At 39.1% G+C, this 23,852-nt stretch carries 20 protein-coding genes; 17 read left to right on the forward strand and 3 right to left on the reverse strand.

Translation table 11 applies throughout. The features are described 5' to 3' along the window. Nucleotides 1–729 precede the first annotated feature (729 nt). Nucleotides 730–2,625, forward strand: a complete 1,896-nt coding sequence (locus ACI48O_RS02105; protein ID WP_435560050.1) for a PrkA family serine protein kinase — start codon at nucleotides 730–732, stop codon at nucleotides 2,623–2,625. A gap of 51 nt (nucleotides 2,626–2,676) precedes the next feature. Here ACI48O_RS02105 and ACI48O_RS02110 read toward each other — a convergent pair whose 3' ends face one another. Both ACI48O_RS02110 and ACI48O_RS02115 read right to left on the reverse strand, forming a co-directional pair. Then, nucleotides 2,677–2,955, reverse strand: a complete 279-nt coding sequence (locus tag ACI48O_RS02110; RefSeq protein ID WP_435560051.1) for a hypothetical protein — start codon at nucleotides 2,953–2,955, stop codon at nucleotides 2,677–2,679. 14 nt (nucleotides 2,956–2,969) lie between these two features. Beyond that, the gene (locus tag ACI48O_RS02115; RefSeq protein WP_435560397.1) at nucleotides 2,970–4,160 is read right to left on the reverse strand and encodes an MFS transporter; all 1,191 of its coding nucleotides are present in this window, start codon (nucleotides 4,158–4,160) and stop codon (nucleotides 2,970–2,972) included. A 220-nt stretch (nucleotides 4,161–4,380) separates the two neighbouring features. Between ACI48O_RS02115 and ACI48O_RS02120 the strand changes: the two genes are divergently transcribed. The 5 genes from ACI48O_RS02120 to cysC are packed head-to-tail and all read left to right on the forward strand — an operon-like array spanning nucleotide 4,381 to nucleotide 8,210. Then, complete coding sequence (locus tag ACI48O_RS02120; RefSeq protein WP_435560052.1) at nucleotides 4,381–5,148, forward strand: phosphosulfolactate synthase; 768 nt, start codon at nucleotides 4,381–4,383, stop codon at nucleotides 5,146–5,148. Next, nucleotides 5,133–5,660 (forward strand): histidine phosphatase family protein, encoded by a 528-nt coding sequence (locus ACI48O_RS02125; RefSeq protein WP_435560053.1) that lies wholly within the window; start codon nucleotides 5,133–5,135, stop codon nucleotides 5,658–5,660. The genes ACI48O_RS02120 and ACI48O_RS02125 overlap by 16 nt, the downstream gene beginning before the upstream one ends. 37 nt (nucleotides 5,661–5,697) lie before the next feature. Next, nucleotides 5,698–6,414 carry a phosphoadenylyl-sulfate reductase gene (locus ACI48O_RS02130; protein ID WP_435560054.1) on the forward strand — a complete coding sequence of 239 codons (717 nt, stop codon included), beginning with the start codon at nucleotides 5,698–5,700 and terminating at the stop codon, nucleotides 6,412–6,414. A 35-nt stretch (nucleotides 6,415–6,449) separates the two neighbouring features. After that, nucleotides 6,450–7,607: a sulfate adenylyltransferase gene (gene sat / locus ACI48O_RS02135; protein WP_435560055.1), complete on the forward strand. Its 1,158-nt coding sequence runs from the start codon at nucleotides 6,450–6,452 to the stop codon at nucleotides 7,605–7,607. Between the two features lie 3 nt (nucleotides 7,608–7,610). Further along, a complete protein-coding gene (cysC, locus tag ACI48O_RS02140; RefSeq protein WP_435560056.1) occupies nucleotides 7,611–8,210 on the forward strand; it encodes an adenylyl-sulfate kinase in 600 nt (199 codons plus the stop codon). Between the two features lie 22 nt (nucleotides 8,211–8,232). On the opposite strand, the gene ACI48O_RS02145 is transcribed toward cysC, so the two are convergent. Next, nucleotides 8,233–8,853: a YitT family protein gene (locus ACI48O_RS02145; RefSeq protein WP_435560057.1), complete on the reverse strand. Its 621-nt coding sequence runs from the start codon at nucleotides 8,851–8,853 to the stop codon at nucleotides 8,233–8,235. 316 nt (nucleotides 8,854–9,169) lie between these two features. Between ACI48O_RS02145 and yhbH the strand changes: the two genes are divergently transcribed. The 11 genes from yhbH (at nucleotide 9,170) to ACI48O_RS02200 (ending at nucleotide 23,810) form a co-directional block, all read left to right on the forward strand. Beyond that, on the forward strand, nucleotides 9,170–10,345 hold the full coding sequence (gene yhbH, locus ACI48O_RS02150) for a sporulation protein YhbH (protein ID WP_435560058.1): 1,176 nt from the start codon (nucleotides 9,170–9,172) through the stop codon (nucleotides 10,343–10,345). A gap of 239 nt (nucleotides 10,346–10,584) precedes the next feature. Next, nucleotides 10,585–11,223 carry a tetratricopeptide repeat protein gene (locus ACI48O_RS02155; RefSeq protein ID WP_435560059.1) on the forward strand — a complete coding sequence of 213 codons (639 nt, stop codon included), beginning with the start codon at nucleotides 10,585–10,587 and terminating at the stop codon, nucleotides 11,221–11,223. Nucleotides 11,224–11,226: 3 nt separating this feature from the next. Next, nucleotides 11,227–12,153: an NHL repeat-containing protein gene (locus ACI48O_RS02160; RefSeq protein ID WP_435560060.1), complete on the forward strand. Its 927-nt coding sequence runs from the start codon at nucleotides 11,227–11,229 to the stop codon at nucleotides 12,151–12,153. 34 nt (nucleotides 12,154–12,187) lie between these two features. After that, entirely contained in the window at nucleotides 12,188–13,477 is a 1,290-nt protein-coding gene (locus tag ACI48O_RS02165; protein ID WP_435560061.1) for a cytochrome c3 family protein, read from the forward strand. A gap of 9 nt (nucleotides 13,478–13,486) precedes the next feature. Further along, nucleotides 13,487–14,365: an NHL repeat-containing protein gene (locus tag ACI48O_RS02170; protein ID WP_435560062.1), complete on the forward strand. Its 879-nt coding sequence runs from the start codon at nucleotides 13,487–13,489 to the stop codon at nucleotides 14,363–14,365. A 1-nt stretch (nucleotide 14,366) separates the two neighbouring features. Further along, on the forward strand, nucleotides 14,367–18,293 hold the full coding sequence (locus tag ACI48O_RS02175; protein WP_435560063.1) for a cytochrome c3 family protein: 3,927 nt from the start codon (nucleotides 14,367–14,369) through the stop codon (nucleotides 18,291–18,293). Between the two features lie 911 nt (nucleotides 18,294–19,204). Next, nucleotides 19,205–20,398: an ABC transporter substrate-binding protein gene (locus tag ACI48O_RS02180; RefSeq protein WP_435560064.1), complete on the forward strand. Its 1,194-nt coding sequence runs from the start codon at nucleotides 19,205–19,207 to the stop codon at nucleotides 20,396–20,398. A gap of 85 nt (nucleotides 20,399–20,483) precedes the next feature. Continuing rightward, nucleotides 20,484–21,362, forward strand: a complete 879-nt coding sequence (locus ACI48O_RS02185; protein ID WP_435560065.1) for a branched-chain amino acid ABC transporter permease — start codon at nucleotides 20,484–20,486, stop codon at nucleotides 21,360–21,362. Between the two features lie 15 nt (nucleotides 21,363–21,377). After that, entirely contained in the window at nucleotides 21,378–22,331 is a 954-nt protein-coding gene (locus ACI48O_RS02190) for a branched-chain amino acid ABC transporter permease (RefSeq protein ID WP_435560066.1), read from the forward strand. Further along, nucleotides 22,328–23,110, forward strand: a complete 783-nt coding sequence (locus ACI48O_RS02195) for an ABC transporter ATP-binding protein (protein WP_435560067.1) — start codon at nucleotides 22,328–22,330, stop codon at nucleotides 23,108–23,110. Before ACI48O_RS02190 ends, ACI48O_RS02195 begins: the two co-directional genes overlap by 4 nt. After that, nucleotides 23,103–23,810 (forward strand): ABC transporter ATP-binding protein, encoded by a 708-nt coding sequence (locus ACI48O_RS02200; RefSeq protein WP_435560068.1) that lies wholly within the window; start codon nucleotides 23,103–23,105, stop codon nucleotides 23,808–23,810. The genes ACI48O_RS02195 and ACI48O_RS02200 overlap by 8 nt, the downstream gene beginning before the upstream one ends. Nucleotides 23,811–23,852 lie beyond the last annotated feature (42 nt).

A 23,852-nucleotide genomic window follows, 5' to 3' on the forward strand; every position in this document is an offset into this window, starting at 1 on the left:
CAGCTTCTCTACTTAGAGTTGCCCAAAATTAATACAATACAAATTTGGAGTGGGAGCCTTGACAGTTTCGTTCATATCAGGAGGCTCCCGGACTCCCCCGCTGGGTCGCTAAGCACCTGGAACGGAAATCAACAGCCAGATTTAACATGGTCAAAAGAAAAAAGCTGCTCAAAAAGCAGCTTTTTTCTTTGTCTTACTGTCCAGCTCCAGCGCCCAGCGCCTAGTGGACTTCGCCCACCTCCCTACGATAAGTCAACATCGAATCGCTATCGCTCTTCGTGTTTCCTTTATCTCAGTCGATGTGCTCCAGTCCTGTCGTGCGCTACCCGGGCGCTTCCACTTTTCTTACTTATTAATCCCCGGTTTGTCATTATAACCAGCTGTAAAAATGGCAGATAAGAATGCAAGTGTTACCCCAATGATTAAAATAGTACCCATTCTAAAATGACCCTCCCATCCAATAAAGCAGTTTTCATCAAGCCCTATTATAGCCTATTCCAATCAAAGTGTGAATGAAATGTTCAAATATTTCATAATAATAAATATTCCATACAATAGTTTGTCCCTTCTTAGTCATTAGTATGGACTTTAGAAAGTGCATTATTGTTAGTTTTAATGGAAAAAAAAGAAAAAGTATCCCATCCCTTTTCTTGTGTTAGGCATGTTCATTTGTTACTCGGCATAGGATTATATTAGTCGTCTCTGAAAATGCTAGTGGGGGAGGTCCTTATGGATATATTAAAAAAAATTGAGAATTATCGTGTAGAGGAAGAGAAGTTAAAGTGGGAAGGGACGTTTGGGGAGTATTTGGAGCTCGTTAAGGAAAAACCATGGGTTGCTCAATCTGCCCATTCCAGAGTTTATAATATGATTAAAGATGCAGGGGTTGAAGAGATCCGCAACCGCAAACAGTATCAATTTTTCAGCAATCAGTTGTTTGGACTCGAGGAGCCTTTGGAAAGGCTGGTTGAGGAGTATTTTCATCCTGCAGCAAAGCGTTTGGACGTTAGGAAACGAATTTTGTTATTAATGGGACCAGTCAGTGGCGGAAAATCTACCTTAGTTACAATGCTAAAGCGGGGACTAGAAAAATATGCACGCACAGATCGAGGGGCGTTATTTGCGATTAAAGGATGCCCGATGCATGAAGACCCGCTTCATTTAATTCCACATCATTTACGGGATGACTTCCATGAAGAATATGGAATTCGAATTGAAGGTAATTTATCCCCATTAAATATGATGCGTTTAGAGAAAGAGTATGGCGGACGCATTGAGGATGTTCTGGTTGAACGAATTTTCTTCTCAGAAGATAAGCGGGTGGGGATAGGAACATTTAGTCCATCTGATCCAAAGTCACAAGATATCGCCGACTTAACAGGAAGCATTGATTTTTCAACAATCGCTGAATTTGGTTCTGAGTCAGACCCGAGAGCCTATCGGTTTGACGGAGAGCTTAACAAAGCTAATCGCGGAATGATGGAATTTCAGGAGATGCTAAAGTGTGATGAAAAGTTCCTTTGGCATTTGCTTTCGTTAACCCAAGAAGGAAATTTCAAGGCCGGAAGATTTGCGCTCATCAGTGCTGATGAATTAATTGTTGCCCACACGAACGAAACGGAGTATCGCTCCTTCATATCCAATAAAAAGAATGAGGCCCTTCATTCGAGGATTATTGTTATGCCGATTCCATATAATCTTAAAGTCACCCAGGAAGAGAAAATTTATGAAAAGATGATCCATGAAAGTGATGTAGCCGATGTTCATATCGCGCCACATACATTAAAGGTTGCTGCGATGTTTACGATTTTAACCCGGTTGAAAGAGCCGAAAAAAGGCGATATTGATTTAATAAAGAAGATGCGCCTATATGATGGTGAGAATGTCGAAGGCTTTAATTCAGCGGATTTGGCAGAATTAAAGAAGGAGTTTCCTGATGAAGGGATGAGCGGAATTGATCCGCGCTATGTCATTAATCGAATTTCCTCTACGATCATTCGAAAAGAAATTCCTTCGATTAATGCTCTGGATGTTTTACGTTCATTAAAAGAGGGGCTTGATCAGCATCCTTCAATTACCGCCGAATTAAAGGAACGGTATTTAAACTTTATTTCTTTAGCTCGCAAGGAATATGATGATATTGCTAAGAAGGAAGTTCAGAAAGCTTTTGTGTATTCTTATGAAGAATCAGCCAAGACGTTAATGGATAATTATTTAGACAATGTTGAAGCTTATTGTAATAAAGCGAAGCTTCGTGATGCTTTGACCGGTGAAGAAATCAATCCTGATGAAAAATTAATGCGTTCTATTGAAGAACAGATTGGCATTTCTGAAAATGCGAAGAAAGCGTTCCGAGAGGAAATTTTAATTCGAATTTCTGCGTATGCTCGTAAAGGAAAACGGTTTGATTATAATTCGCATGATCGTCTCCGGGAAGCGATCCAGAAGAAACTGTTTGCTGATTTAAAAGATGTTGTGAAAATTACTACATCTTCTAAGACCCCAGATGAGCAGCAATTAAAGAAAATTAATGAAGTGGTCGCAAGATTAGTTGATGAACACGGCTATAATTCAACTTCTGCAAATGAATTACTGCGTTATGTTGGAAGCTTGTTAAACCGATAATCACCTGTGCAAAAAGGCTAGCTGTTGAAAGCTAGCCTTTTTGCACTTAGCTTATTTTTCTTTTTCCTTAAGATCTATCTTTTTGCAGCCCACATACAGACAGGAGTAAATTTCTAAACCTTGCTTTGCTTTCGCTAGACCCTTTAAATAGGGAGAAACTAAATCCTTAAAATCCTCTCCCACTCCTTCTTCCTCTAAAATCCCATAAACAAACAGTTTTTTTTCCTCAAAAAGAAAAGCTACATTACCAACGGCTTTATTGGACGAGTCCACAACATTTAAAACTTGAAATGTAGGTGCAATTACTTCAGGTGAAAAATAAATTTGCATTTGCGATCAACCCCTTAGGAGAACTGTAATTTTTCAAATAATGTATCACTATTTTCAGATGGTTTTTTCTTTTTAACATGTATGAGTGTTAGACATAATAGCCCGGCAAAAAGTGTCAGACCTGCAGTGGTTAGAAACATGCCGGTTCTGGACCAGTCCATTAATTTACTGAATATTGGCGGACCAATTGCCACTCCCAGAAACCGAACTGATCCATAAAGCGAGGTAACGAACCCACGCCGATCGGTGGGAACAGAGCCAGTGATAAAGCTATTAATGCACGGAAGCACTAAACCAGTACCAATACTGCTTATGACAAGGACTGAAAAGAACGGAACTAATTTTTTGAAGAAAATTAGCGATGCAAAGGATGCTGTCATTAGCAACAACCCTAATACGATGAGCGATTTCATTAGGCCCATTTTCTTTCCAATTTTACTTCCGGTGATATAAGATGTTGTTGTCATGAACAGCAATGGTATCGCTAAAATACCCCCTTTAGGGATTCCATCAATTTGATAATCTTTTTCAAGAATGTCGGAGATGTAAAAGAGGATCCCGAACAGTGTAAACAGGCAAGTTGCCCCCGTGAAATAGGCGGCAAAAAGCCAACGACCTTCATTTTTAAAAACAGAAACTAGCCCTTTGACGTACTTACCTAATGGAGGGGGCTCTTTTTTTGCTTTCTTTTCTTTAATAAAAAAGATCGTTAATAAAATAGAAGCAAGACAGAAGATTGGAAACGCAAAAAATGCAGCGTACCAAAATAAAAGAGCAAATAATGAGCCAAGAATTGGGCTTATGACCTTGCCGAAACCGTTTGAAGCTTCAACTAGTCCCAGAACGCGGCTTTGCTCGGCCCCTTTGAATAAATCCCCAGTTAAGGCCATTGCAATTGGAGCGGTGCCGGCTGCGCCAATTCCCTGCATAATTCTCCCTGCCAAAATCCACATGTATGAATTAGAAAACCACGCAGCAGCTGCACCTGCCAGAAGCCCACCGCTCCCATATAAAATAAGGGCGGGAATAATAATGGCTTTTCGTGAAAAACGGTCAGATAAATACCCTAGTATTGGGATCGAGACTGCGGCTGCAATAGAAAAAACCGAAATTACCAGACTTACTTTAAATTGGGAGACATCCAGCACTGTTTTCATTTTTGGGAGAATGGGTATTAACATTGAATTTCCCAAAACGAGAATCATGGGAATGGAACCTATTGCTAATATCGTCAACCCATTTGGTTTTTGCTTTGACAAGGAAAGTCACCCCTAACTGAAAAATGAAAGCTTTTCTATTGTTTGAAAGGGGCAGACAGATTATTCATGGTCAGTTGCCTAATTTGGGTGGAGAGAGCCCAAAAATTACACATTTACCCACTTTCTGAATACTCTATCCTAGAATATTGAGGAGGCGTTTTCCCTAATGGATTTTTTAGACTTGCCAAAAAGAACTTCAGGTCAAAGAGATTTTGGATTAACTTCGATTGTAGATTTTGGTACTCCGATGGGAGAGCTTAAGTATATATTGGATGATTATTCCACCATGATTGATATCGCAAAAATTGGCATTGGAACGGCCTATGTAACACCGAATATTCAAGACAAAATAGCTCTATATAAGAAATACGAAATTAAACCTTATTGTGGCGGTACCCTTTTTGAAAAATGCGTCCTTCAGCAAAAAATCACGGAATATATTCAGTTCTTAAAGTCTTTAGGAATTGAATGGGTCGAAGTATCGAACGGTACATTAGATATTTCCCTCGCAGAGCGCCTCTCCCTTATTTCTCTATTTAAAAAAGAATTTCATGTAATTGCAGAGGTTGGTTCAAAAGATTGTAATAAAGATATCCCGATTTCTAAATGGAAGGAAGAAGTTTCTGCGCTCCTTGAAGCAGGTTGTGAATATGTCATAACAGAAGGAAGAGATTCCGGAACTTCGGGAATATATGAAAAAAATGGTGACATTAAAAATGATCTAATTAAGGATTTGGTCCAAGATATAGATTATAAAAAGATTATCTTTGAAGCGCCAACGGCAAAACATCAAATGTATTTTATTCAACAAATTGGTCCAAATGTCAATTTAGGCAATGTAAAGCTTCAGGATGTTTTAGTACTGGAGGCACAGCGGCAAGGGCTAAGAAGTGAAACCTTTTATTTGGAGGATCGTGAATGCACATTACTTTGATACGCCATCTCCCGACTGAATGGAATATAAAGGAGAAACTTCAGGGCAGAAAGGACATTGTTATTGCAAATCTAACCGAAGACTACGAAAAAAAAATTCGTGAAAATAAGCAACAATTAGTGAAACTGGCCCCTTTTGATCTTGTGTTGGCGAGCACTTTAAAGCGGACTCATCAAACAGCACACATATATGGATATAAACCGGAAACAGAGCAATTATTGGATGAACTCGATTTTGGGCCATTTGAAGGGGCAGCAAAGAAAAAACTAATTGAGGTTTATGGAGATAAGTGGATTGAAAACCCGAAAGAACTTACTTTAGGTGAGAGCCTTATCAACCTTGAAGGTCGCATTACCTCATTTATAGATAAATATGCCGATTTTTCTAGCATATTAGCATTCGGGCATGGAGCCTGGATTAGGGCAATTGTATCTTACTTCCATTATGGTGACATTAACATGATGAATAAAATCATCGTGGAAAACAATCAATGTATTACTATACATTTTTGATTTTTACAGAGAAAGATGAGTGAGGGGGAGGGTTCGTTTGTCCGGGGTATTAACATATGAGAATTGGAATGAACAGAAGGTTACGGAAGTTCTTAACGAGAATCAGGATTATTTCGATATATTGAAATGGGCGTTTCAAGAATATAAAGAGGATATCATTTATTCCTGCAGCTTTGGTGCAGAAGGAATCGTATTAATTGATTTGATTTCTAAAATTTCCAAGGATGCAAAGATTGTATTCCTTGATACAGGGCTACATTTTCCGGAAACGTATGAGCTTATCGAGAAAGTGAGGGCTGTTTACCCCACCCTGCAAATAAAAATCGTAAAACCTAAGATGGGTTTAGATGAACAGTCAAAATGGTATGGTGATGAGCTCTGGAAAGATAACCCCAATTTGTGTTGTCACATGCGGAAAATCGTTCCGTTAACAGAAGCTTTAGAAGGGGCAAAGGCCTGGATCTCCGGATTAAGGCGGGAACAATCACCATCTAGAAGTAAAACAGCTTATATTAACAAAGATACTAAATTCCAAAAAGTAAAAATTTGTCCTTTGATTCATTGGACTTGGGATGATGTATTAAATTACATCCATTTAAATCAGCTTCCTTATAATCCTTTACATGATCGAGGGTATCCTAGCATAGGCTGTCACCCCTGTACTACGCCTGTATCCAAAACCGAGGATGGTCGTGCCGGGAGGTGGGCAGGTCATAATAAGACAGAATGCGGACTGCATGTAAATGACAAATAAACGAAGAATCGGGTATACAATGGGAGGAAAGAACGGTGAGTGTCAATCAACCACATGGAGGCAAACTTATTCAACGTATTGACCTGTTACAAACAGCAGATCTTTCACTAAAAAATGTTGAACTGGATAATTTGGAATTGAGTGATTTGGAATTAATCGCTAACGGAGGATACAGCCCTTTACAAGGGTTTATGGGTAAGGCAGATTATGACTCTGTCGTGATGAAAATGCGGCTGGCAAATGGGATACCTTGGTCGATCCCAATCACTTTGGCAATTGATAAAGTGAAAGCAACCGAGCTGGCCATAGGAGAGAAGATTAACCTTGTTTCTAATGGGACTGTTTATGGGGTTATGAAGGTAGAGGATATGTATATCCCTGATAAAAAACTTGAAGCAGAAATGGTTTATCGTACTACAGACCTTGCTCACCCTGGGGTAAAAAAACTTTTTGACCGAAATCCAGTCTATATCGGCGGTCCAATCACATTAATTAATCTTCCGGAAAAAGGGCAGTTTGAGGCATATCATTTAACACCAAAACAAACGAGGAAGATTTTCTCTGAGATGGGGTGGAAGACGGTTGTTGGCTTTCAAACACGGAATCCCGTTCATCGGGCCCACGAATACATTCAAAAATCGGCTTTGGAATTGGTTGACGGTTTATTTTTGAATCCGCTGGTGGGGGAAACAAAGTCAGATGATATACCGAGTGAGATCCGGATGAAGAGTTATCAAGTATTGCTTGAAAATTATTATCCGAAGCACCGTGTATTCATGTCCGTTTTTCCAGCAGCGATGCGATATGCAGGGCCAAGAGAAGCGATTTTTCATGCGATTGTTCGAAAGAATTTTGGCTGTACTCATTTTATCGTTGGGCGTGATCATGCTGGGGTAGGAAATTATTATGGAACGTATGATGCACAAACGATTTTTAGTTATTACAGTAAAGATGAGTTAGGAATTCAACCGCTGTTCTTTGAGCATAGCTTCTATTGTAAAAAGTGTGAGAACATGGCATCAGAAAAAACCTGTCCACATGACAAGCAGCATCACGTCATTTTATCGGGAACGAAGGTACGAGGCATGTTGAAAAACGGTGAGCTTCCGCCAAAGGAGTTTAGCCGCCCTGAAGTCATCGAAATACTGATTGAGGGAATGCAAGAAGTTTATATTAAAGATTTAAGGGTGTAGCAGATGGGGACTCAGAACAATATTACTTGGCACAAAACGACTGTTGCAAAGAAAGACCGCCACCACTTAAATGGACATAAGAGCTGTGTCCTATGGTTTACCGGATTGTCAGGATCAGGAAAGTCTACTTTGGCAAATGCAGTAGATCATGAACTATTTAGCCAAGGTTATCATAGTTATGTATTAGATGGGGACAACATTCGCCATGGCTTGAACCGTGACTTGAGTTTTGGGAAAGCGGATCGCAAGGAAAACATACGGAGAATCGGCGAGGTAGCAAAGCTGTTTGTTGATAGCGGTATAATTGTTTCTTCAGCGTTTATTTCTCCGTTCCGAGAGGATCGTGAACTGGTCCGGAAGATGTTTGCAGCGGATGAATTTATTGAAATTTATTTAAACTGCCCTATCCAAATTTGCGAATACCGCGATCCGAAAGGACTATACAAAAAAGCACGACAGGGCAAAATCGAGGATTTTACCGGAATATCTTCCCCATATGAGATTCCAGACAGTCCAGAAATCATCATCGAAACAAATAATATGACGATTGAGCATTCTGTCAAACAAATTTTATCCTATTTAAAAGGAAAGAAGATCCTCTAGCAAGGGGATTTTCTTTCCTTCATTATTTGCTTTTTCGCCAATTAAGGGAAAGAATTTGCAATTTTTGAAACCTCAGCTTATATATATAATCAATGATGTTCGTTGAAAAATACTGACAGATGATAGCAAATATAACGATTTTATAATTAATCACCAGCGCTGTTAGGAGGAAAATAAAGAAATTAATCCACATCATGACTTTACCTGGTCTCCAATTTTTATAGGAAGCAATCAATAGTGCGGGGATCACCATTCCACCACTCGATGCTCCCGCTCTTATAAGTAAACCGACTCCGATCCCGAAAAAAATACTTCCAGCGATTAAATCAAACAGCATATGTACATGGACATGAGGAACATAAGAGGTAATCAGACTGACAGTGGTTGAGGTCGTTGCAACGGAAAAAATAGTTCGTAATGTCCACGTATATCCAAAGTAGTTCACTGCAAACAGCAAAAAGACGATGTTAGCAAGCCATAAAGAAAAGCCGAGCGGCAATCCTAACAGATGATTCATTAAAATGGCAATACCCGCTGCTCCACCTGAGGGGATCGAATGTGGAAATAAAAATAAGGACATCGATAAGCCTTGTAAAATTGCTCCAAATAATAAACTAAAATAAATAAGAAAAGATCGTTTCATAAAGTACTGAACCAATCCTTTTCGATTTGAAATTGGCCCCCCATAGTATCAGCTCCCTCCTTGTCCATTTTATGAGTAACGAGAAAAGATTATGTTGAATCAGGAGAGCATATTTTCCTTGATGCAAATATTTATAAAAACTCTGCCTGTCCAACGTGTTAGGTATTCAAATCAATATCGTAATAATTAGTAAATTATTTTGTTTTTTCGCATAGGATAAAGTAATCCACATTTCTATTTTTATTAAAAGAACACTCTGGATATTGTATGTGAATGCTAGGAAATTGGTGAATTAAAATTTAAAGGAGGGGTAAAGTTGACCGAAGAAAATAACCAACCGTATATCATTTCCAAAGAAGATTGGTCCCTCCATCGAAAAGGCCATGATGATCAGCAACGTCACCAAGAGAAGGTTCAAGAAGCAATTCGTAATAACCTCCCTGATTTAATTACTGAAGAGAGTATTATCATGTCCAATGGTCGTGAAGTGGTGAAAATTCCGATCAGGTCGCTGGATGAGTACAAAATTCGCTATAACTATGATAAAAACAAACATGTTGGGCAAGGCGATGGTGATAGCCAAATAGGAGATGTAATCGCCCGCGATGGATCAGGTACCCAGAAAGGTCCGGGCAAGGGCCAGGGTGCTGGAGATCAGGCGGGTGAGGACTATTTTGAAGCAGAGGTCTCTTTAATGGAGCTTGAGGAAGCTTTGTTTAAACAGTTGGAGCTTCCAAACCTGCAGCGGAAGGAACAAAATGAGGAGCTTGTCGAAAATATTGAGTTCAATGATATTCGCAAAACAGGTTTAATGGGCAATATTGATAAAAAACGGACGATGATGAGTGCTTTTAAGCGGAACGCCATGCAAGGGACACCGGGATTCCATCCAATTTATCGAGAAGATTTGAAATTTAAAACTTGGAATGAAATAGTTAAACCGGAATCAAAGGCTGTGGTTCTGGCGATGATGGATACAAGCGGCTCAATGGGAATATGGGAAAAATATATGGCGCGCAGCTTTTTCTTTTGGATGACGCGCTTTTTGCGAACCAAATACGAGACCGTCGAAATTGAATTTATCGCCCATCATACCGAGGCGAAGGTCGTAACCGAAGAGGATTTCTTCACAAGAGGGGAAAGCGGAGGGACGATTTGCTCGTCGGCTTATCGGAAGGCATTAGAATTGGTGAACGAAAAGTATAATCCAAAACGCTATAATATTTATCCTTTTCATTTTTCTGACGGTGATAATCTAACATCAGATAATGCCCGTTGTGTTAAATTAGTAGAGGAGCTCATGAAGGTATCAAATATGTTTGGGTACGGTGAAGTAAATCAGTATAATCGCCATTCAACACTTATGACAGCTTACAAGAATATTAAAGCAGATGAATTTCGTTATTATATTCTTAAGCAGAAAGCTGATGTTTTCCATGCGATGAAGAGCTTCTTTAAGAAAGAAGAAGAAAACGGAAAAATGTATGCTTGAAAAAATCGACAGGTATCCTCCTGTCGATTTCTTTATGACCAAAAGCGGTATGTTTATATCGACCATAGCAACGCAATCGTTTAGATGATAAAATGAACAATCTGTGAACAAACGGCAATTTTAAGTAAAAATGTTAATTTATCTAGACGGAAAATATTATTTTATAAAAATGTTTTTGGTAAAATTAGGTTTGCCGAAATTTTTGCAATTAAAAATTTTTAATGACCTGAGGAACCAACATGAGTAGACGAAGGGTTATTTCCAAGAAACATGCTTTTTTAATCATGGGTGGTTATGTAATCATCCTTTTTTTTGTGTGGATTGCATTGAATCAATATTTTATTCAAAGAAATCCCCAATTGGCATTGGTTCAGGAGTATAAAAACCTTGTCAAGGAAGATCCGGAAAATCCAGACAAGCTTAGCCAATTAGGAAAAGAGTACTTGCAAATGTTTGAACAGACCCAAGAAAAAAGCTATTTGAATAAGGCAAAACAACTATTTTGGAAGGCTTTAAAACTTTCGCCAAACAATACCGAGTATCGGTTATATCTTGCAGACACTTTAGCGTTGTTAAAGGATCAATCAGCAATGAAACAATACAAACAAGTTTTGAAACAAGACCCGTTAAATTTACAGGCTAATTATGAATTAGCTCTTTATTATGGAAAAAACAAGAATTATGATCAAGCGATTGTTCATTTTAAAAACTGTCTTGAAATAGAACCAACTGCTGCAGACGTGTATTTTGAGCTTGGGGAAATTTATGAAAAAATGAACGATCAACAAAACGCCTCTCTTATGTACGCCCAGACTAAAAAATATGATCCCCTTTTTACGGAAGTGGATAAAAAACTTAACCAGTTAATTGAGGACTAAAATATGAAAATCAGAAAATTAATTGATTCCTTGTTTTTAATAACGCTCGTATTTGGGATTGGGCTAATTGTTTTTATCTTATCTAAGGACTCTGATGATGTCCGCATTCCGATTGTTGATTCAAAAAAAGCGGCTATTTCCATTATTACGCCGCTAACCAAAGAGCCGCTGCGAAATCCGATTGATTTGGCTGTAACTAGCGATGGGAATATCTTTATTACTGATTCAGATAACCATCGGATTCAGGCTTTTGACCGTAACGGGAAATTTATCACCAGCTTCGGGGGTTACGGAGCGGGTGAACAACAATTTAATTACCCGGTCGGGATTGTTGCAGATAGTGAAAATAATCTTTATATTGCAGACCTCTATAATCAACGTATTTCCGTGTTTGGTCCTGATGGAAAGTTTAAATTTTATATTTATGCAGATAATGCCATTCCAAGTGCAATTGCAATCGATCAAAGCGGGCATTTATATATTATTGACAAAAGTGATAACACCGTGAAGAAATTGACTCGGCAAGGAAAGGTGTTGTTAAGCTTTGGTGGATTAGGGAATGATGATGCCAAGTTTCAATATCCGCTCGGAATAGCGGTCGATAAGAATGGGAAAATATTCGTTTCGGATACAGGAAATAATCGAATTCAAGTGTTTAACGATAAAGGGAATCTCGAACAAATCATCAAGGTTCCGATCGGACCGCCTAGCGGGATTACAGTAGATTCCAATTCAGATATTTTTTTCACAGAACCTACCAATGGTCAAGTTCAAACTGTTGACAATGAAAAGAGTCCGAAAGTGCTGATCAGTACGGAGGAGCTTAATCAGGATGGATTATTTTTCCCAGAAGGAATTGAAATCAAAGGGAAAGAGCTATTCATGACGGATAAGGGAAACAATCAAATCATTATTTATCCACTCGAATAGACATGAAATTTTGATGAAGAAGGGAGACGAGGGAATGAGAGGCAGCTTAAATAAATTTAAAGTTTTTTTGCTTTTTGTCAGTGCGTTATACTTCCTTTTTCTCGTGCCTTCCAAAATGGCCGCTGAAGAACTTGTGGAAACCCCTCACTATATTTTTCAAAATAATACCAATATGTGCTCGAAATGTCACTCTACTCATCGAGGTAAATCAGCAAAGCTATTAAATGAGCAATCTCAAGAACAGACTTGTTATCTTTGTCATGATGGACGAGGAAGTAAGTACGACGCAAAAAATGGAAAGGTTGTTGACCCGGTATCAGGGACCATTACAGAGAGCGTATCAGGTCCATTTAACGGTGCTTCCTCTGCTCATGACGTCGAAAGCAGTCATGCTGCTGAAGGAGGAAGTGGTGTTTCGATACAAATGGTTTGTACGACCTGCCATAATCCACACGGGTCTTCAAATCATCGAAACTTACAAACAACCGTAAATGGAAAATCGGGAATCATCGTCGAAGCATCCGTTTCTGTTAGTCCATATTCAAATAAAGAAGTCGTTTCATATAAAAGTGGAATCACAAATTTTTGTATTTCTTGTCATGAGGATTATCTTACCTATTATAATGAAAACCCTGTGAACGAAGAGGGCCATTATCGGCACCCGATTAATACTTGGTTGACGGGAGGAAAAACAAGAGACATTAATGCTTATGTTCCAAATCCGCTTACCTTTTCGCCAACTCTGTTTACCACCCTTCCAACCGAAGGGGTCCCATCAGGAGCATATCCTTTACCTAGCTCAAAAGTAATTCAGGATGGTTCAGGCTCGATGGCGATAGGAGTTTACTATTATATTGTTACTGCTGTTAATAGCTTGGGAGAATCACACCAAGGCTATATTAAGAAAGTCAATGTTACATCAGATTTAACTAATAGCAGTGTTGTTTTAGAGTGGGCTGGAATCACGAATGCAACGGGTTATAAAATTTATCGTGCAACAAAACCAACCCAAGGAGAACCTTCTTTAACCGATTATAAGCTAGTTGCTACGACTGAGGCTGATCGAGAGAAATTCGTCTATACAGCTAATGAAGAGGAAGGTACCTTTGTATTTAAAGACATAAACTATCAGGTTGGGCAGGGGACACCACCTGACATAAATTCTCAGGTTAATCCTCTCGATAACACCGATGTTACCGCGCAAGTGGTTTGTATTACTTGTCACTTTGCTCATGGAACTTCCAAAACGATTAACTCAACCGAAAGTACTAAATTAATAAGAAAAGACAACGCTGGTGTTTGTCAAAACTGCCATAAGAGATAGAGGGATGTTATGAAAATAAGAATAGTAGTCATCGCTGCTCTTATTGCCGTGTCAATTGGATTGATCATGTTTGTTTTTTTACATTCCAATAACGTCCAGGATGAAATCATCATCAAGGGGGAGAATGTTCAGCAATTAGATTCTCCAATGGGAGCAGCAACGGATGGTAAATTTGTATATATCGCAAACAGTAATAAGAATCTAATATCTGTTTTTAATTTAAAAGGAGAATTTCAATATCCAATTGGGAGCAATGGGCAAAATGATGGCCAACTTCAGTTCCCGGTCGATGTTGAAGTTTATAAAGGGAAGATTTATGTAGCAGATTTGGGGAATAACCGAATTCAAATTTTTTCTAAGGATGGGCAGTTTCTTGATCTTTTTCCAAGAGAACAAAATATAAAACCGGCAGCGATCTCGATTAAAGATAATCAGGTGTATGTCTCGGATATTTTCGCTCATAAAATAAAAGTTTACTCTTTGACAGGTGAATTGTTGAAGGATTTTGCTGCGTACGGGACTGAAGTGGGTCAACTGAACTATGCCAACGGTTTGGCTGTTTTCGATAATGGAGAAGTTGTCGTTTCTGATTCGCAAAATCAGCGCGTTCAAACCTTTACAGAAAACGGAGATTTTAAAGAGGTTTTAGAGAATGACATCCAGCTTAGCATCCCCAAAGGAATCAGTATTTTAGAAGATAAAATATATTTGACAGACTCCCAGAATCAAAAGGTGTATGTCTTTAATCAAAAAGGAAAGTTAGTGAACGAGCTTAAACCAAAATCGGGATTACAGTTTCCTACTGATATCTATTTAACAAATGACATTTATGTAATTACAGACAATGGAGCGAACCAGGTCATTGTCTTAAAGAGGGATGGTGATTAGAATGATAACGCTTGATAAACGGCCTTGGAAATCACTTCAGAATAAATCGTTCATTCTCTTTATCCTAATTACCGTTTTATTTGGTATATATGCCCCGACAACTCAACAAGGACTTAAGATGATAACTGTAAAAGCCGCAACCCATACATTAAGTTCGCTAACTCAATCAGGTGTGCAAATTAGCTTGAATTGGACCGCAGACCCGAATGCAACAGGCTACCATGTTTATCGGACAACCAATCAGGGCATGATTCGGCTGACAGGTACAACGCCACTACCTGCTAATATATTAACTTTTAATGATAGCAATAATATTAAAGATGGCGTTCTTTATCAGTATGAAGTTTCCGCCATTGTGAATGGCGTGGAAGTATTTAGTAATGCTCAGGCCATTTATTCACAAACGCCGCCCATTAAAAGTTCATTACCGATAAGTGCTACACCAGGATCGAACTATGTTGATTTGGCATTTAGTCCATCTCTTTCCTCAGATGTAGCCTATTACGAGATTTTCCGGAATGGGGCATTGGTTGGGTCAACTGCTAATTTACTATATAGAGATTTGGGGATTAATGCCGCTACTTACTACACTTATTCTGTAAAGGCAGTCGACCAGGACGGTTTAAAATCGGATTTCTATACCCAAATAGCGGTAACTACATTAGCCCCACCTGAAGGACAGGCGATGCAAAATGTTACCTTGTTAACAGAGAATTTTGCCGGTCAGTGGGTAGAAAATCCGGACTCGGCAGCTCTCACCTTAAGCGATAAAGCTTTGTGGCGAGTAGAATTAAAGAATCAAACTAGGACCGAAGTTGCCGCAGAATTGTCCAGTTCCTACCCATTTAGTATTCGAACTTCCCCAAATGAAGCGGAAGTATCTTTTAGTTGGACTAAGGCATGGCTTAGTAACTCCAGTAGAAACGATGGGACAATCGAGCTAATCATGGAAGCTAAACCGTTAATTGGTGGTACATGGACGGAAAAATGGTCGGATAGACAGTCGGTGGTTATCTCCGGAAATTCAACAGTAAAAATTGGCAATGTACCTGGGCAATACTTGATCCGCTTTCGGGCCGTTTTGAAAAATATTAGGAATCATACTACGTTGGAGGCAACAGTTGATAATGTTGTCATTAAACAATTAGTTCCAAATGTTGTGCCTGTGCCTCCCACTTCAATTAAGGGGCAAGCTGTAAGCTCTAATCTTATTAATCTAAGCTGGACTGCTTCATCTGATTCGGATATAGTCGGCTATAAAATTTATCGAAAAACAGATGCAGAACCCAATTATCCCTCTTTGCCAATTGCAACCAAAAATGCAACCAATTATGTAGATCCAACCGTACAAAAGGGACAATCTTATCGTTATAAAATTGTTGCGGTGGATGACCGAAATCTTGAATCACAGGGGATCGAAACTGCAGCTATTAAAACACCGGAGACTACAATTAATAAAGATGTGACTCCTCCTGAGCAACTGAGAGATTTGAAATTAAGCCAAGTAGGGGCAGCGTCTGCTGAGTTGACGTGGTTACCATCTTCTTCAAGTGATCTTAAAGGATATCTTCTGTTAAGAAGTACAAATGGAGTGGATTATTCAATCGTAAAAAATATGACCACTCTAACCACGATTGATAAATTACTGACCGCTAATACGGAATATTTTTATCGGATAATTGGAGTCGATTCAGCCGGAAATCCTTCGGCACCAAGCAACTTGTTAAAAATCAAAACGAAGCAGGCCGATACGGAACCACCTTCAGCACCACAGAATTTTTCGGTGGATTTTACTGGAGAAACTTATGTGAAATTTCAATGGAGTGCGGCAACGGATAATGACCGAGTCGATCGATATATTATTGAACAATTTGAGAATGACTGGGTTCAAAAAGGTGTATTTTATCCGCCTGCAACTACAGGTACTATTCAAGGTCTACTTCCAGGAACGTCTTATCAGTTTAGAATAAAAGCAGTCGATACTTCGAATAATGCATCGATTATTACTAGCTTAGTGAATCCTGCTGCTGCTAAAACAATTGTTGATACCTCTCCTCCGAAAATGACCTTTACTAGACCGGCAAAAGGGAGTAAAGCTGTTGGTACGAAGGAAGCAATCATTATTCGCTTTGATGACGTTATCAATAAAGAAACAGTAAATGCGACAACCTTTAAGGTTATTTACAATCCTCCCACAGCAGCTCTAGCCTATGTACCGGGAGAAACGATTGATGGAACATATCAATTTAACTCTGAAACGAATCCAACAGAAGTTCAATTTGTGCCAGCTGAATCGCTACAGCCTGAAACGACTTACCAAGTTATGGTGACCGATGTGGAGAACCAATCCGGGACATCTATTGAGGGCGTCACCTATACATTTACAACTGGAACAACAGAGTTCAATCAACCACATGGAGACTATACGGAAACCACTGCATTTTGCAGTTCTTGCCATAATACCCATACATCAGAAAGACCAAGATTATTAAATGACACACCGGAGAATGTGTGTTTCTCCTGTCATAATGGGATGGGAAGTTCATTTAATGTAAAAACACAGTTATTTAATGAAAATAATGTAAAAGGGAGTCTTCATCCTGTCTTAGAAAATACACCGAGTAAGGAAGAGAATATTCAGCAAACCTGTACCAGCTGCCATAACCCTCATGATGGAGGGAAGGATTTGGATACCGGTTTATCCAATCATTTGCCTAGATTATTGACTCCTTTTAATAAAGGGGACATGACGGCGAATCCTCCGATATTACCGACTCAGGCTAGTCAGGGAAATGCGGTATGCTGGACTTGTCACGGCAATGAGGGAGGTACACAACTTTCTTTCGGATATTTATCTGGGGGAAAAATCATCAATCCACCATATTCGGGTTCAGCTTATGATTATCGCACAGATCATCAGTCCTATTTTCCAACTAATAAGGGTCATAGTTCTGAAAAAATGGATTCGAAAAAAGGACAAGCGGATGCAAATTCCGGGACTAATATTAAGTGTACAGCCTGCCATGAAAAGCATGGGTCGGATGTAAAGCCATTGTTACGGAATAATATTGTCAATAATGTACCTGATGGAAATATTGTGAACGGTAAAGAATTTTGTTACCAATGTCATCGGGATCAACTCGATTTAGCGAATGCAGATAATTCAAATGCTGCTACGAAAAGCTATGACGGGCAAGTAATAAATGAAGATAGGGGTCACTCACAGTTTGACTGTCAGGTTTGCCATAATCCACATGGAAGTCCTTATCCAAATTATTTAAGACTTAACTACAATGTGGATACTTCGGTACAAAAGCCATTTGAGGTGAAGGATGCAGAACTTTGTTTTGATTGTCATGATCAGGCAAAACTTGTTTCTAAAGGGGCGGCATTAAGTGGGAATCAGGCTGAAGGCTCGCTTCACAGTTCACATCTCTCCACTTCAGGCCAATCCCAATGTAAAGACTGTCATCGCCCACATGGAACGATTGAGTCTGAAAATGGAGATAAGACGAAGTTAAGTCATCGTATAGGCTTCCCAAGCTCGCAAGTAGGCTCAACAGCCTCCGGTGCTAAACTCTACAACCGTGATGCAACAGCAGCTAATTCTATTCAAGGAGGCAGTGGAAGCTGCAGCTTAAGCTGCCATGGGAAAGAACATAATGGCAGTAATTACGATGGTTCTTTCCGTAACGGCAGTGACATTACGAATTTTAATTTGAATAATGCCTATATGTTAAAAGATAACTGGAAAACAACATCAATTCTTTTAAATACCCGACCTGATGGAACTGGTCTAGGTGTTTATGATTTTGGTGATTATAAAATTGATTATCGCAACGGAGTGGACGCCAGCGGGTCAAAAACTCATTTTCGAGATGGCGACACAAATGGCAATATTAAAGGTGACGGATATATTAGAAAATAAGTTTGTGTTTTTCTAAGCTCTATTGGCCAAAAGTACTCTTTGAAATCTAAAAAATGGCCAATAGGGGGGCTCTATCGACCAAAATATCTCTTGGAAATCATGAAAATGGCCAATAGGAGGGTTCTATTGGCCAAAAGTATCTTGGAAATCGTAAAAATGGTCAATAGGAGAGCTCTATTGGCCAAAAGTCATCTTCGAAATCATGAAAATGGCCAATAGAAGGGCTCTATCGACCAAAATTTCTCTTGGAAAGCATGAAAATGGTCAATAGGAGAGCTCTATTGACCAAAATTTCTCTTGGAAAGCATGAAAATGGTCAATAGGAGGGCTCTATTGGCCAAAAGTCATCTTCGAAAACATGAAAATGGCCAATAGAAGGCTCTATGTGGATCTGACTTATTCCGGTCATTTCTTTTAAATATAGAGTAATTCAAAATTTTCCAAGCAAAATATTAAATCTATTTTTAAAACTATAGCAACAGTTAAAATGATATCCTCTTTACGTTAAATGTGAGTCTTTCTATCATGAATCGATACGTCCTTTCATGATTCGTCAAAAAATTCATCAACACAAAAGAGTGATTTTGATAGATTAAAACCATAAACATTTTATTAATATAAGGAAATAAATTGGATTTTACTAGTGAAGGTTAAGTTTTTATTGATAAATTTAGATTGTTTTAAATAGGGAGAAATCCCATAAATGCTGAAAAATTGTCTAAAAAATGAATTTTCAAAAATAAATTAACTAGAATAACTAGACTTAAAGATTATAATTTTGTACAATGTTTTCAGAATATTATTTATATCGGTTGCTGTTTTGAAATAATTTTATAGGAGGTCGGTAATCAGTCAAAATATACAGAATATTCAGATTATATAGAAAATATATGAAATGGGGGGGTTTTTGAATGAACAAAAAAAGGTTAACAGGAATTTTCATGTCACTTTTGTTATCAACGGGTTTGATTGCTGGTTGTAGCGGTGGGGGAGAAAAGGCCAATAATTCTAGTTCTGACGGTGAAAAAGACGGGGGAACAATTAAAATCGGTGCGAACTTAGAATTATCCGGCGGTGTTGCTTCTTATGGGCAGTCGATTGAGGAAGGCTTGGAACTTGCACTTGAAGAAATTAATAAAGATGGAATCAATGGCAAAAAGCTAAAGCTTGTCAAAGTGGATAATAAATCTGAGGCTGCCGAAGCTACAAGCGGCGCTATTAAATTGGCAAGCCAGGATAAAGTAGTCGCAATTATCGGTGCTGCAACAAGTACGAATACTCTTGCTCAAGTTCAAGTGGCTCAAGATAATAAAATTCCGTTAATCACCCCAACTGGTACAAACCCTGCGGTTACATACGACAAGGGAAAATTAAATGACTATGTCTTTAGAACATGTTTTATTGATCCGTTCCAAGGCACAGTTGCAGCTAATTTCGCAACAAAAGAGTTAAATGTAAAAACAGCAGCAGTTTTAATTGATAGTTCCAGTGACTATGCAAAAGGGCTGGCTGATGCTTTCAAAGAATCATATGAGAAGAATGGCGGAAAAATTGTTGCTGAAGAAGCGTATGTTGCAAAAGATACAGATTTCCGGGCAACGTTAACCCGCATCAAAGCGAAAAATCCGGAATTTGTTTTCTTGCCAGGTTATTATGAAGAGGTTGGTTTGATCCTGAAGCAGGCACGCGAGCTTGGTCTTGATGTACCATTTATGGGCGGAGATGGCTGGGATTCTCCAAAGCTTGTAGAAATTGGTGGGAAGGAAGCAACCAATAATACGTATATCACAAATCACTATTCCTCTGGGGACCCTGATGAGAAAATTCAAGATTTTGTAAAAGCATTTGAAGCAAAATACAATGGAAAATCTCCGGATGCTTTTAACGCCCTTGGCTATGATACTGCTTATTTCCTTGCTGATGCAATCAAGCGGGCTGGAGATGCGGATCCTGCCAAGATTCAAAAAGCACTAGAAGAAACAGATGGTTTAGCGTTAGTTTCAGGAACAATGACATTAGATGAGAAACATAATCCAGTAAAATCAGCAGCTATTCTAAGTTATGTCGACGGAGAGCAACAGTTTAAGGCTAAAGTTAATCCGTAACCTGAATAGATTTTGATTCGGAATAGGGGGCATGTCCTCCTATTCTGAGTTTATTTTGGAAGATAAATGAAAGGAAAGTGCGAAAATGGAACTTTTTCAACAGCTAGTAAACGGGATTTCCCTCGGAAGTATATACGCCCTAATCGCGCTCGGCTATACAATGGTATATGGCATTGTTAAATTAATTAACTTTGCTCATGGTGATGTATTTATGGTAGGTGCATTTATAGGCTTTTATTCTATTACTGTATTAGACCTAGGCTTTTTCCCTGCTTTACTATTGACGATGGCAGCATGTGCAATATTTGGAGTTCTTATTGAAAAAATAGCTTATAAACCATTGCGGAATGCAACGAGAATTGCAGCATTAATTACAGCGATTGGGGTCTCATTATTAATTGAATACGGAATGATTTATATTCGGGGTGCACAACCAGAAGCCTATCCGGGCGATGTATTACCTGCTAAAAATATCGATATATTTGGAGCTTCTATCAGCAGTCAATCTTTATTTATTTTAGGAATTTCACTTGGTTTAATGATACTGCTTCAATTTGTAGTGCATAAGACAAAAATCGGGAAAGCAATGCGGGCAGTTTCTTATGATGCTGAGGCTGCGCAATTAATGGGCATAGATGTAAATAAAACAATATCAGCTACATTTGCGATTGGATCGGCTCTTGCCGGTGCCGCCGGTGTTATTTTTGGAACGTACTATATTAAAATTGAGCCATTGATGGGAATTATTCCAGGGTTAAAGGCCTTCGTTGCTGCTGTACTAGGCGGTATCGGAATTATTCCAGGTGCTATGGTCGGTGGTTTAGTACTAGGGGTTATTGAATCGCTAGTAAGTGCACTAGGCTATTCATTATGGCGTGATGGTGTGGCATTTATTGTTCTCATTCTCATCTTAATTTTCCGTCCATCTGGGCTATTTGGCAAAAATGTAAGAGAGAAAGTTTAGGGAGGAGGAGAATAAATGAAATCAATTAAACATACTAAAGGCTTTTGGCTGTCGATGGTACTAGCTGTGGCTGTCTATTTTACGGTCCAATTCTTAATTAACGGAGCGGTCCTAAATTCATTTCATATAAATACTCTGTATACCATAGCGATCAATATAATGCTTGCAGTTAGCTTGCATCTTATTATCGGGATTACTGGACAGTTTTCAATTGGACATGCTGGATTTTTAGCAGTTGGGGCTTATGCTTCCGCGATTATCACAATGAAGCTCGGGCTTCCATTTCCGTTGGCGTTGCTTGTTGGAGGATTGGCAGCAGCGGTAGCTGGTCTTATTATCGGGATTCCTAGCTTACGTCTTAAGGGAGATTACCTAGCAATTGCAACACTTGGCTTCGGTGAAATTGTGCGGATTACGATGTTAAATATTCCGTATGTTGGCGGTGCTAGTGGTATGCAGGTGTCCCATTTAACCGATTGGACTTGGGTGTTTATTTGTGTATTGGTAACACTTGTCGTCATTACTAACTTTACTAATTCAACCCATGGGCGTGCGTGTATTTCTATCCGTGAAAATGAAATTGCGGCAGATGCAATGGGAATCAATACGACCTATTATAAAGTTATTGCTTTTGCATTAGGTGCTTTTTTTGCTGGAGTTGCAGGAGGACTTTATGCCCATAACTTTTATATCATTCAGCCGACAAACTTTGGATTCTTGAAATCTTTTGATATTTTAATATTTGTCGTTTTAGGGGGCTTGGGCAGTATGTCTGGCTCGGTTATTGCCGCGATTCTATTAACATTTGTCTCTACTTTCCTTCAAGAGTATCCAGAGACCCGTATGATTATTTATAGTATTGTTTTAATTATTACGATGTTATATCGCCCACAAGGTTTACTAGGAACAAGAGAGTTAACCTCATTCTTTAAAAAACAGAAAGCAGCAGAAGGAGGGGCTAAACAGTGAGTACACCATTGCTAAAAGTAGATCGAGTCGGTATTCAATTTGGAGGCTTAAAAGCGGTCTCCGAAACAAACGCAGAGTTAAATAAGGGAGAACTGGTTGGTCTGATCGGACCTAACGGTGCCGGGAAAACCACCTTCTTTAACTTGCTGACGGGAGTTTATGTTCCAACTGAAGGAGCCATTACGTTTAATGGGGAGCGACTAAACGGCCTAAAGCCCTTCCAAATTACTCGAAAAGGAATCAGCCGAACGTTTCAAAATATTAGGCTCTTTAATGAGCTTTCCGTTTTAGATAATGTAAAAGTGGCTTACCATTCTAATGCTAAGCATGGTATTTTTAGCTCTGTTTTCCGCTTGCCAGCCCATTTTAAGGGTGAGATGGAAATGGAAGAAAAGGCAATTGAGTTTTTAAAGATCTTTAATCTTGAGGGTTATAAAGATGAAAAAGCAAAAAATTTACCGTACGGACAGCAGCGGCGGCTGGAAATTGCTAGAGCTTTAGCTGCACAACCTCAGCTATTGTTGCTAGATGAACCTGCGGCGGGAATGAATCCTCAGGAAACTCATGAATTAATGAAGCTTATTTCTTTTATCAGAGAAAAATTCAACTTAACTGTTTTGTTAATCGAGCATGATATGCAGCTTGTTATGGGCGTTTGCGAACGTATTTATGTGCTGGATCACGGACAATTAATTGCTCATGGTACGCCTGAAGAGATACGTAATAATCCAAAAGTCATCGAGGCATATTTAGGAGAGGAGGTTCCAGCTGATGCTTAAAGTCGACAACATTAATGTATATTACGGAAATATCCAAGCTCTTAAGGGAGTTTCTTTGGAAATTAATCAAGGTGAAATCGTCACCTTAATCGGTGCAAATGGCGCCGGGAAAAGCACCTTATTAAAAACCATTTCTGGATTATTAAAGCCAAAGCAGGGGGAGATCCTCTATGAGAACGTTTCGCTTGGTGGGAAGCCAGCACAAACTGTGGTAAAACGCGGGATTTCCCATGTTCCAGAGGGGCGCCGCGTCTTTGCTAATATGAGTGTTGAAGAGAACCTCGAATTGGGTGCTTTCTTAAGAAATGATAAAGCAGGAATCCAAGAGGATTTTGAAAAAGTGTTTCACTTGTTCCCTCGTCTTAAAGAGCGCAGCAAGCAGCAGGCAGGTACTCTTTCTGGTGGTGAGCAACAAATGTTAGCGATGGGGCGTGCGATGATGGCGCGACCGAAGCTTTTACTACTAGACGAGCCTTCGATGGGGCTAGCACCTATTTTAGTTAAAACGATTTTTAATATCATTAAGCAAATCAATAAAGATGGAACAACTATTTTGCTTGTTGAGCAAAATGCGAATATGGCATTATCGATCGCGAACCGAGCGTATGTTATTGAGACAGGCCGCGTCGTGTTGTCTGGAACGGCAGAAGAGTTAAATGCAAGTGACCAAATAAAATCTGCTTATTTGGGCGGGCATTAAGAACAGCGTATATCAGTGTAGTCTAGGCGTAAAACGTGAAAA

The sequence above is a fragment of the Neobacillus terrisolis genome, assembly GCF_051233475.1.
Taxonomy (GTDB): Bacteria; Bacillota; Bacilli; order Bacillales; family Cytobacillaceae; genus Bacillus_BU.

Excerpts from the sequence above, each read along its gene's own strand:
- ACI48O_RS02110 (WP_435560051.1), bottom strand. The coding sequence starts at position 2,955 with ATGCAAATTTATTTTTCACCTGAAGTAATTGCACCTACATTTCAAGTT.
- ACI48O_RS02200 (WP_435560068.1), top strand. The coding sequence starts at position 23,103 with ATGCTTAAAGTCGACAACATTAATGTATATTACGGAAATATCCAAGCT.
- ACI48O_RS02170 (WP_435560062.1), top strand. The coding sequence starts at position 13,487 with ATGAAAATAAGAATAGTAGTCATCGCTGCTCTTATTGCCGTGTCAATT.
- cysC (WP_435560056.1), top strand. The coding sequence starts at position 7,611 with ATGGGGACTCAGAACAATATTACTTGGCACAAAACGACTGTTGCAAAG.
- ACI48O_RS02145 (WP_435560057.1), bottom strand. The coding sequence starts at position 8,853 with ATGAAACGATCTTTTCTTATTTATTTTAGTTTATTATTTGGAGCAATT.
- ACI48O_RS02180 (WP_435560064.1), top strand. The coding sequence starts at position 19,205 with ATGAACAAAAAAAGGTTAACAGGAATTTTCATGTCACTTTTGTTATCA.
- ACI48O_RS02175 (WP_435560063.1), top strand. The coding sequence starts at position 14,367 with ATGATAACGCTTGATAAACGGCCTTGGAAATCACTTCAGAATAAATCG.
- ACI48O_RS02185 (WP_435560065.1), top strand. The coding sequence starts at position 20,484 with ATGGAACTTTTTCAACAGCTAGTAAACGGGATTTCCCTCGGAAGTATA.
- ACI48O_RS02115 (WP_435560397.1), bottom strand. The coding sequence starts at position 4,160 with ATGATTCTCGTTTTGGGAAATTCAATGTTAATACCCATTCTCCCAAAA.
- ACI48O_RS02120 (WP_435560052.1), top strand. The coding sequence starts at position 4,381 with ATGGATTTTTTAGACTTGCCAAAAAGAACTTCAGGTCAAAGAGATTTT.
- ACI48O_RS02125 (WP_435560053.1), top strand. The coding sequence starts at position 5,133 with ATGCACATTACTTTGATACGCCATCTCCCGACTGAATGGAATATAAAG.
- ACI48O_RS02105 (WP_435560050.1), top strand. The coding sequence starts at position 730 with ATGGATATATTAAAAAAAATTGAGAATTATCGTGTAGAGGAAGAGAAG.
- ACI48O_RS02155 (WP_435560059.1), top strand. The coding sequence starts at position 10,585 with ATGAGTAGACGAAGGGTTATTTCCAAGAAACATGCTTTTTTAATCATG.
- ACI48O_RS02160 (WP_435560060.1), top strand. The coding sequence starts at position 11,227 with ATGAAAATCAGAAAATTAATTGATTCCTTGTTTTTAATAACGCTCGTA.
- ACI48O_RS02190 (WP_435560066.1), top strand. The coding sequence starts at position 21,378 with ATGAAATCAATTAAACATACTAAAGGCTTTTGGCTGTCGATGGTACTA.
- ACI48O_RS02165 (WP_435560061.1), top strand. The coding sequence starts at position 12,188 with ATGAGAGGCAGCTTAAATAAATTTAAAGTTTTTTTGCTTTTTGTCAGT.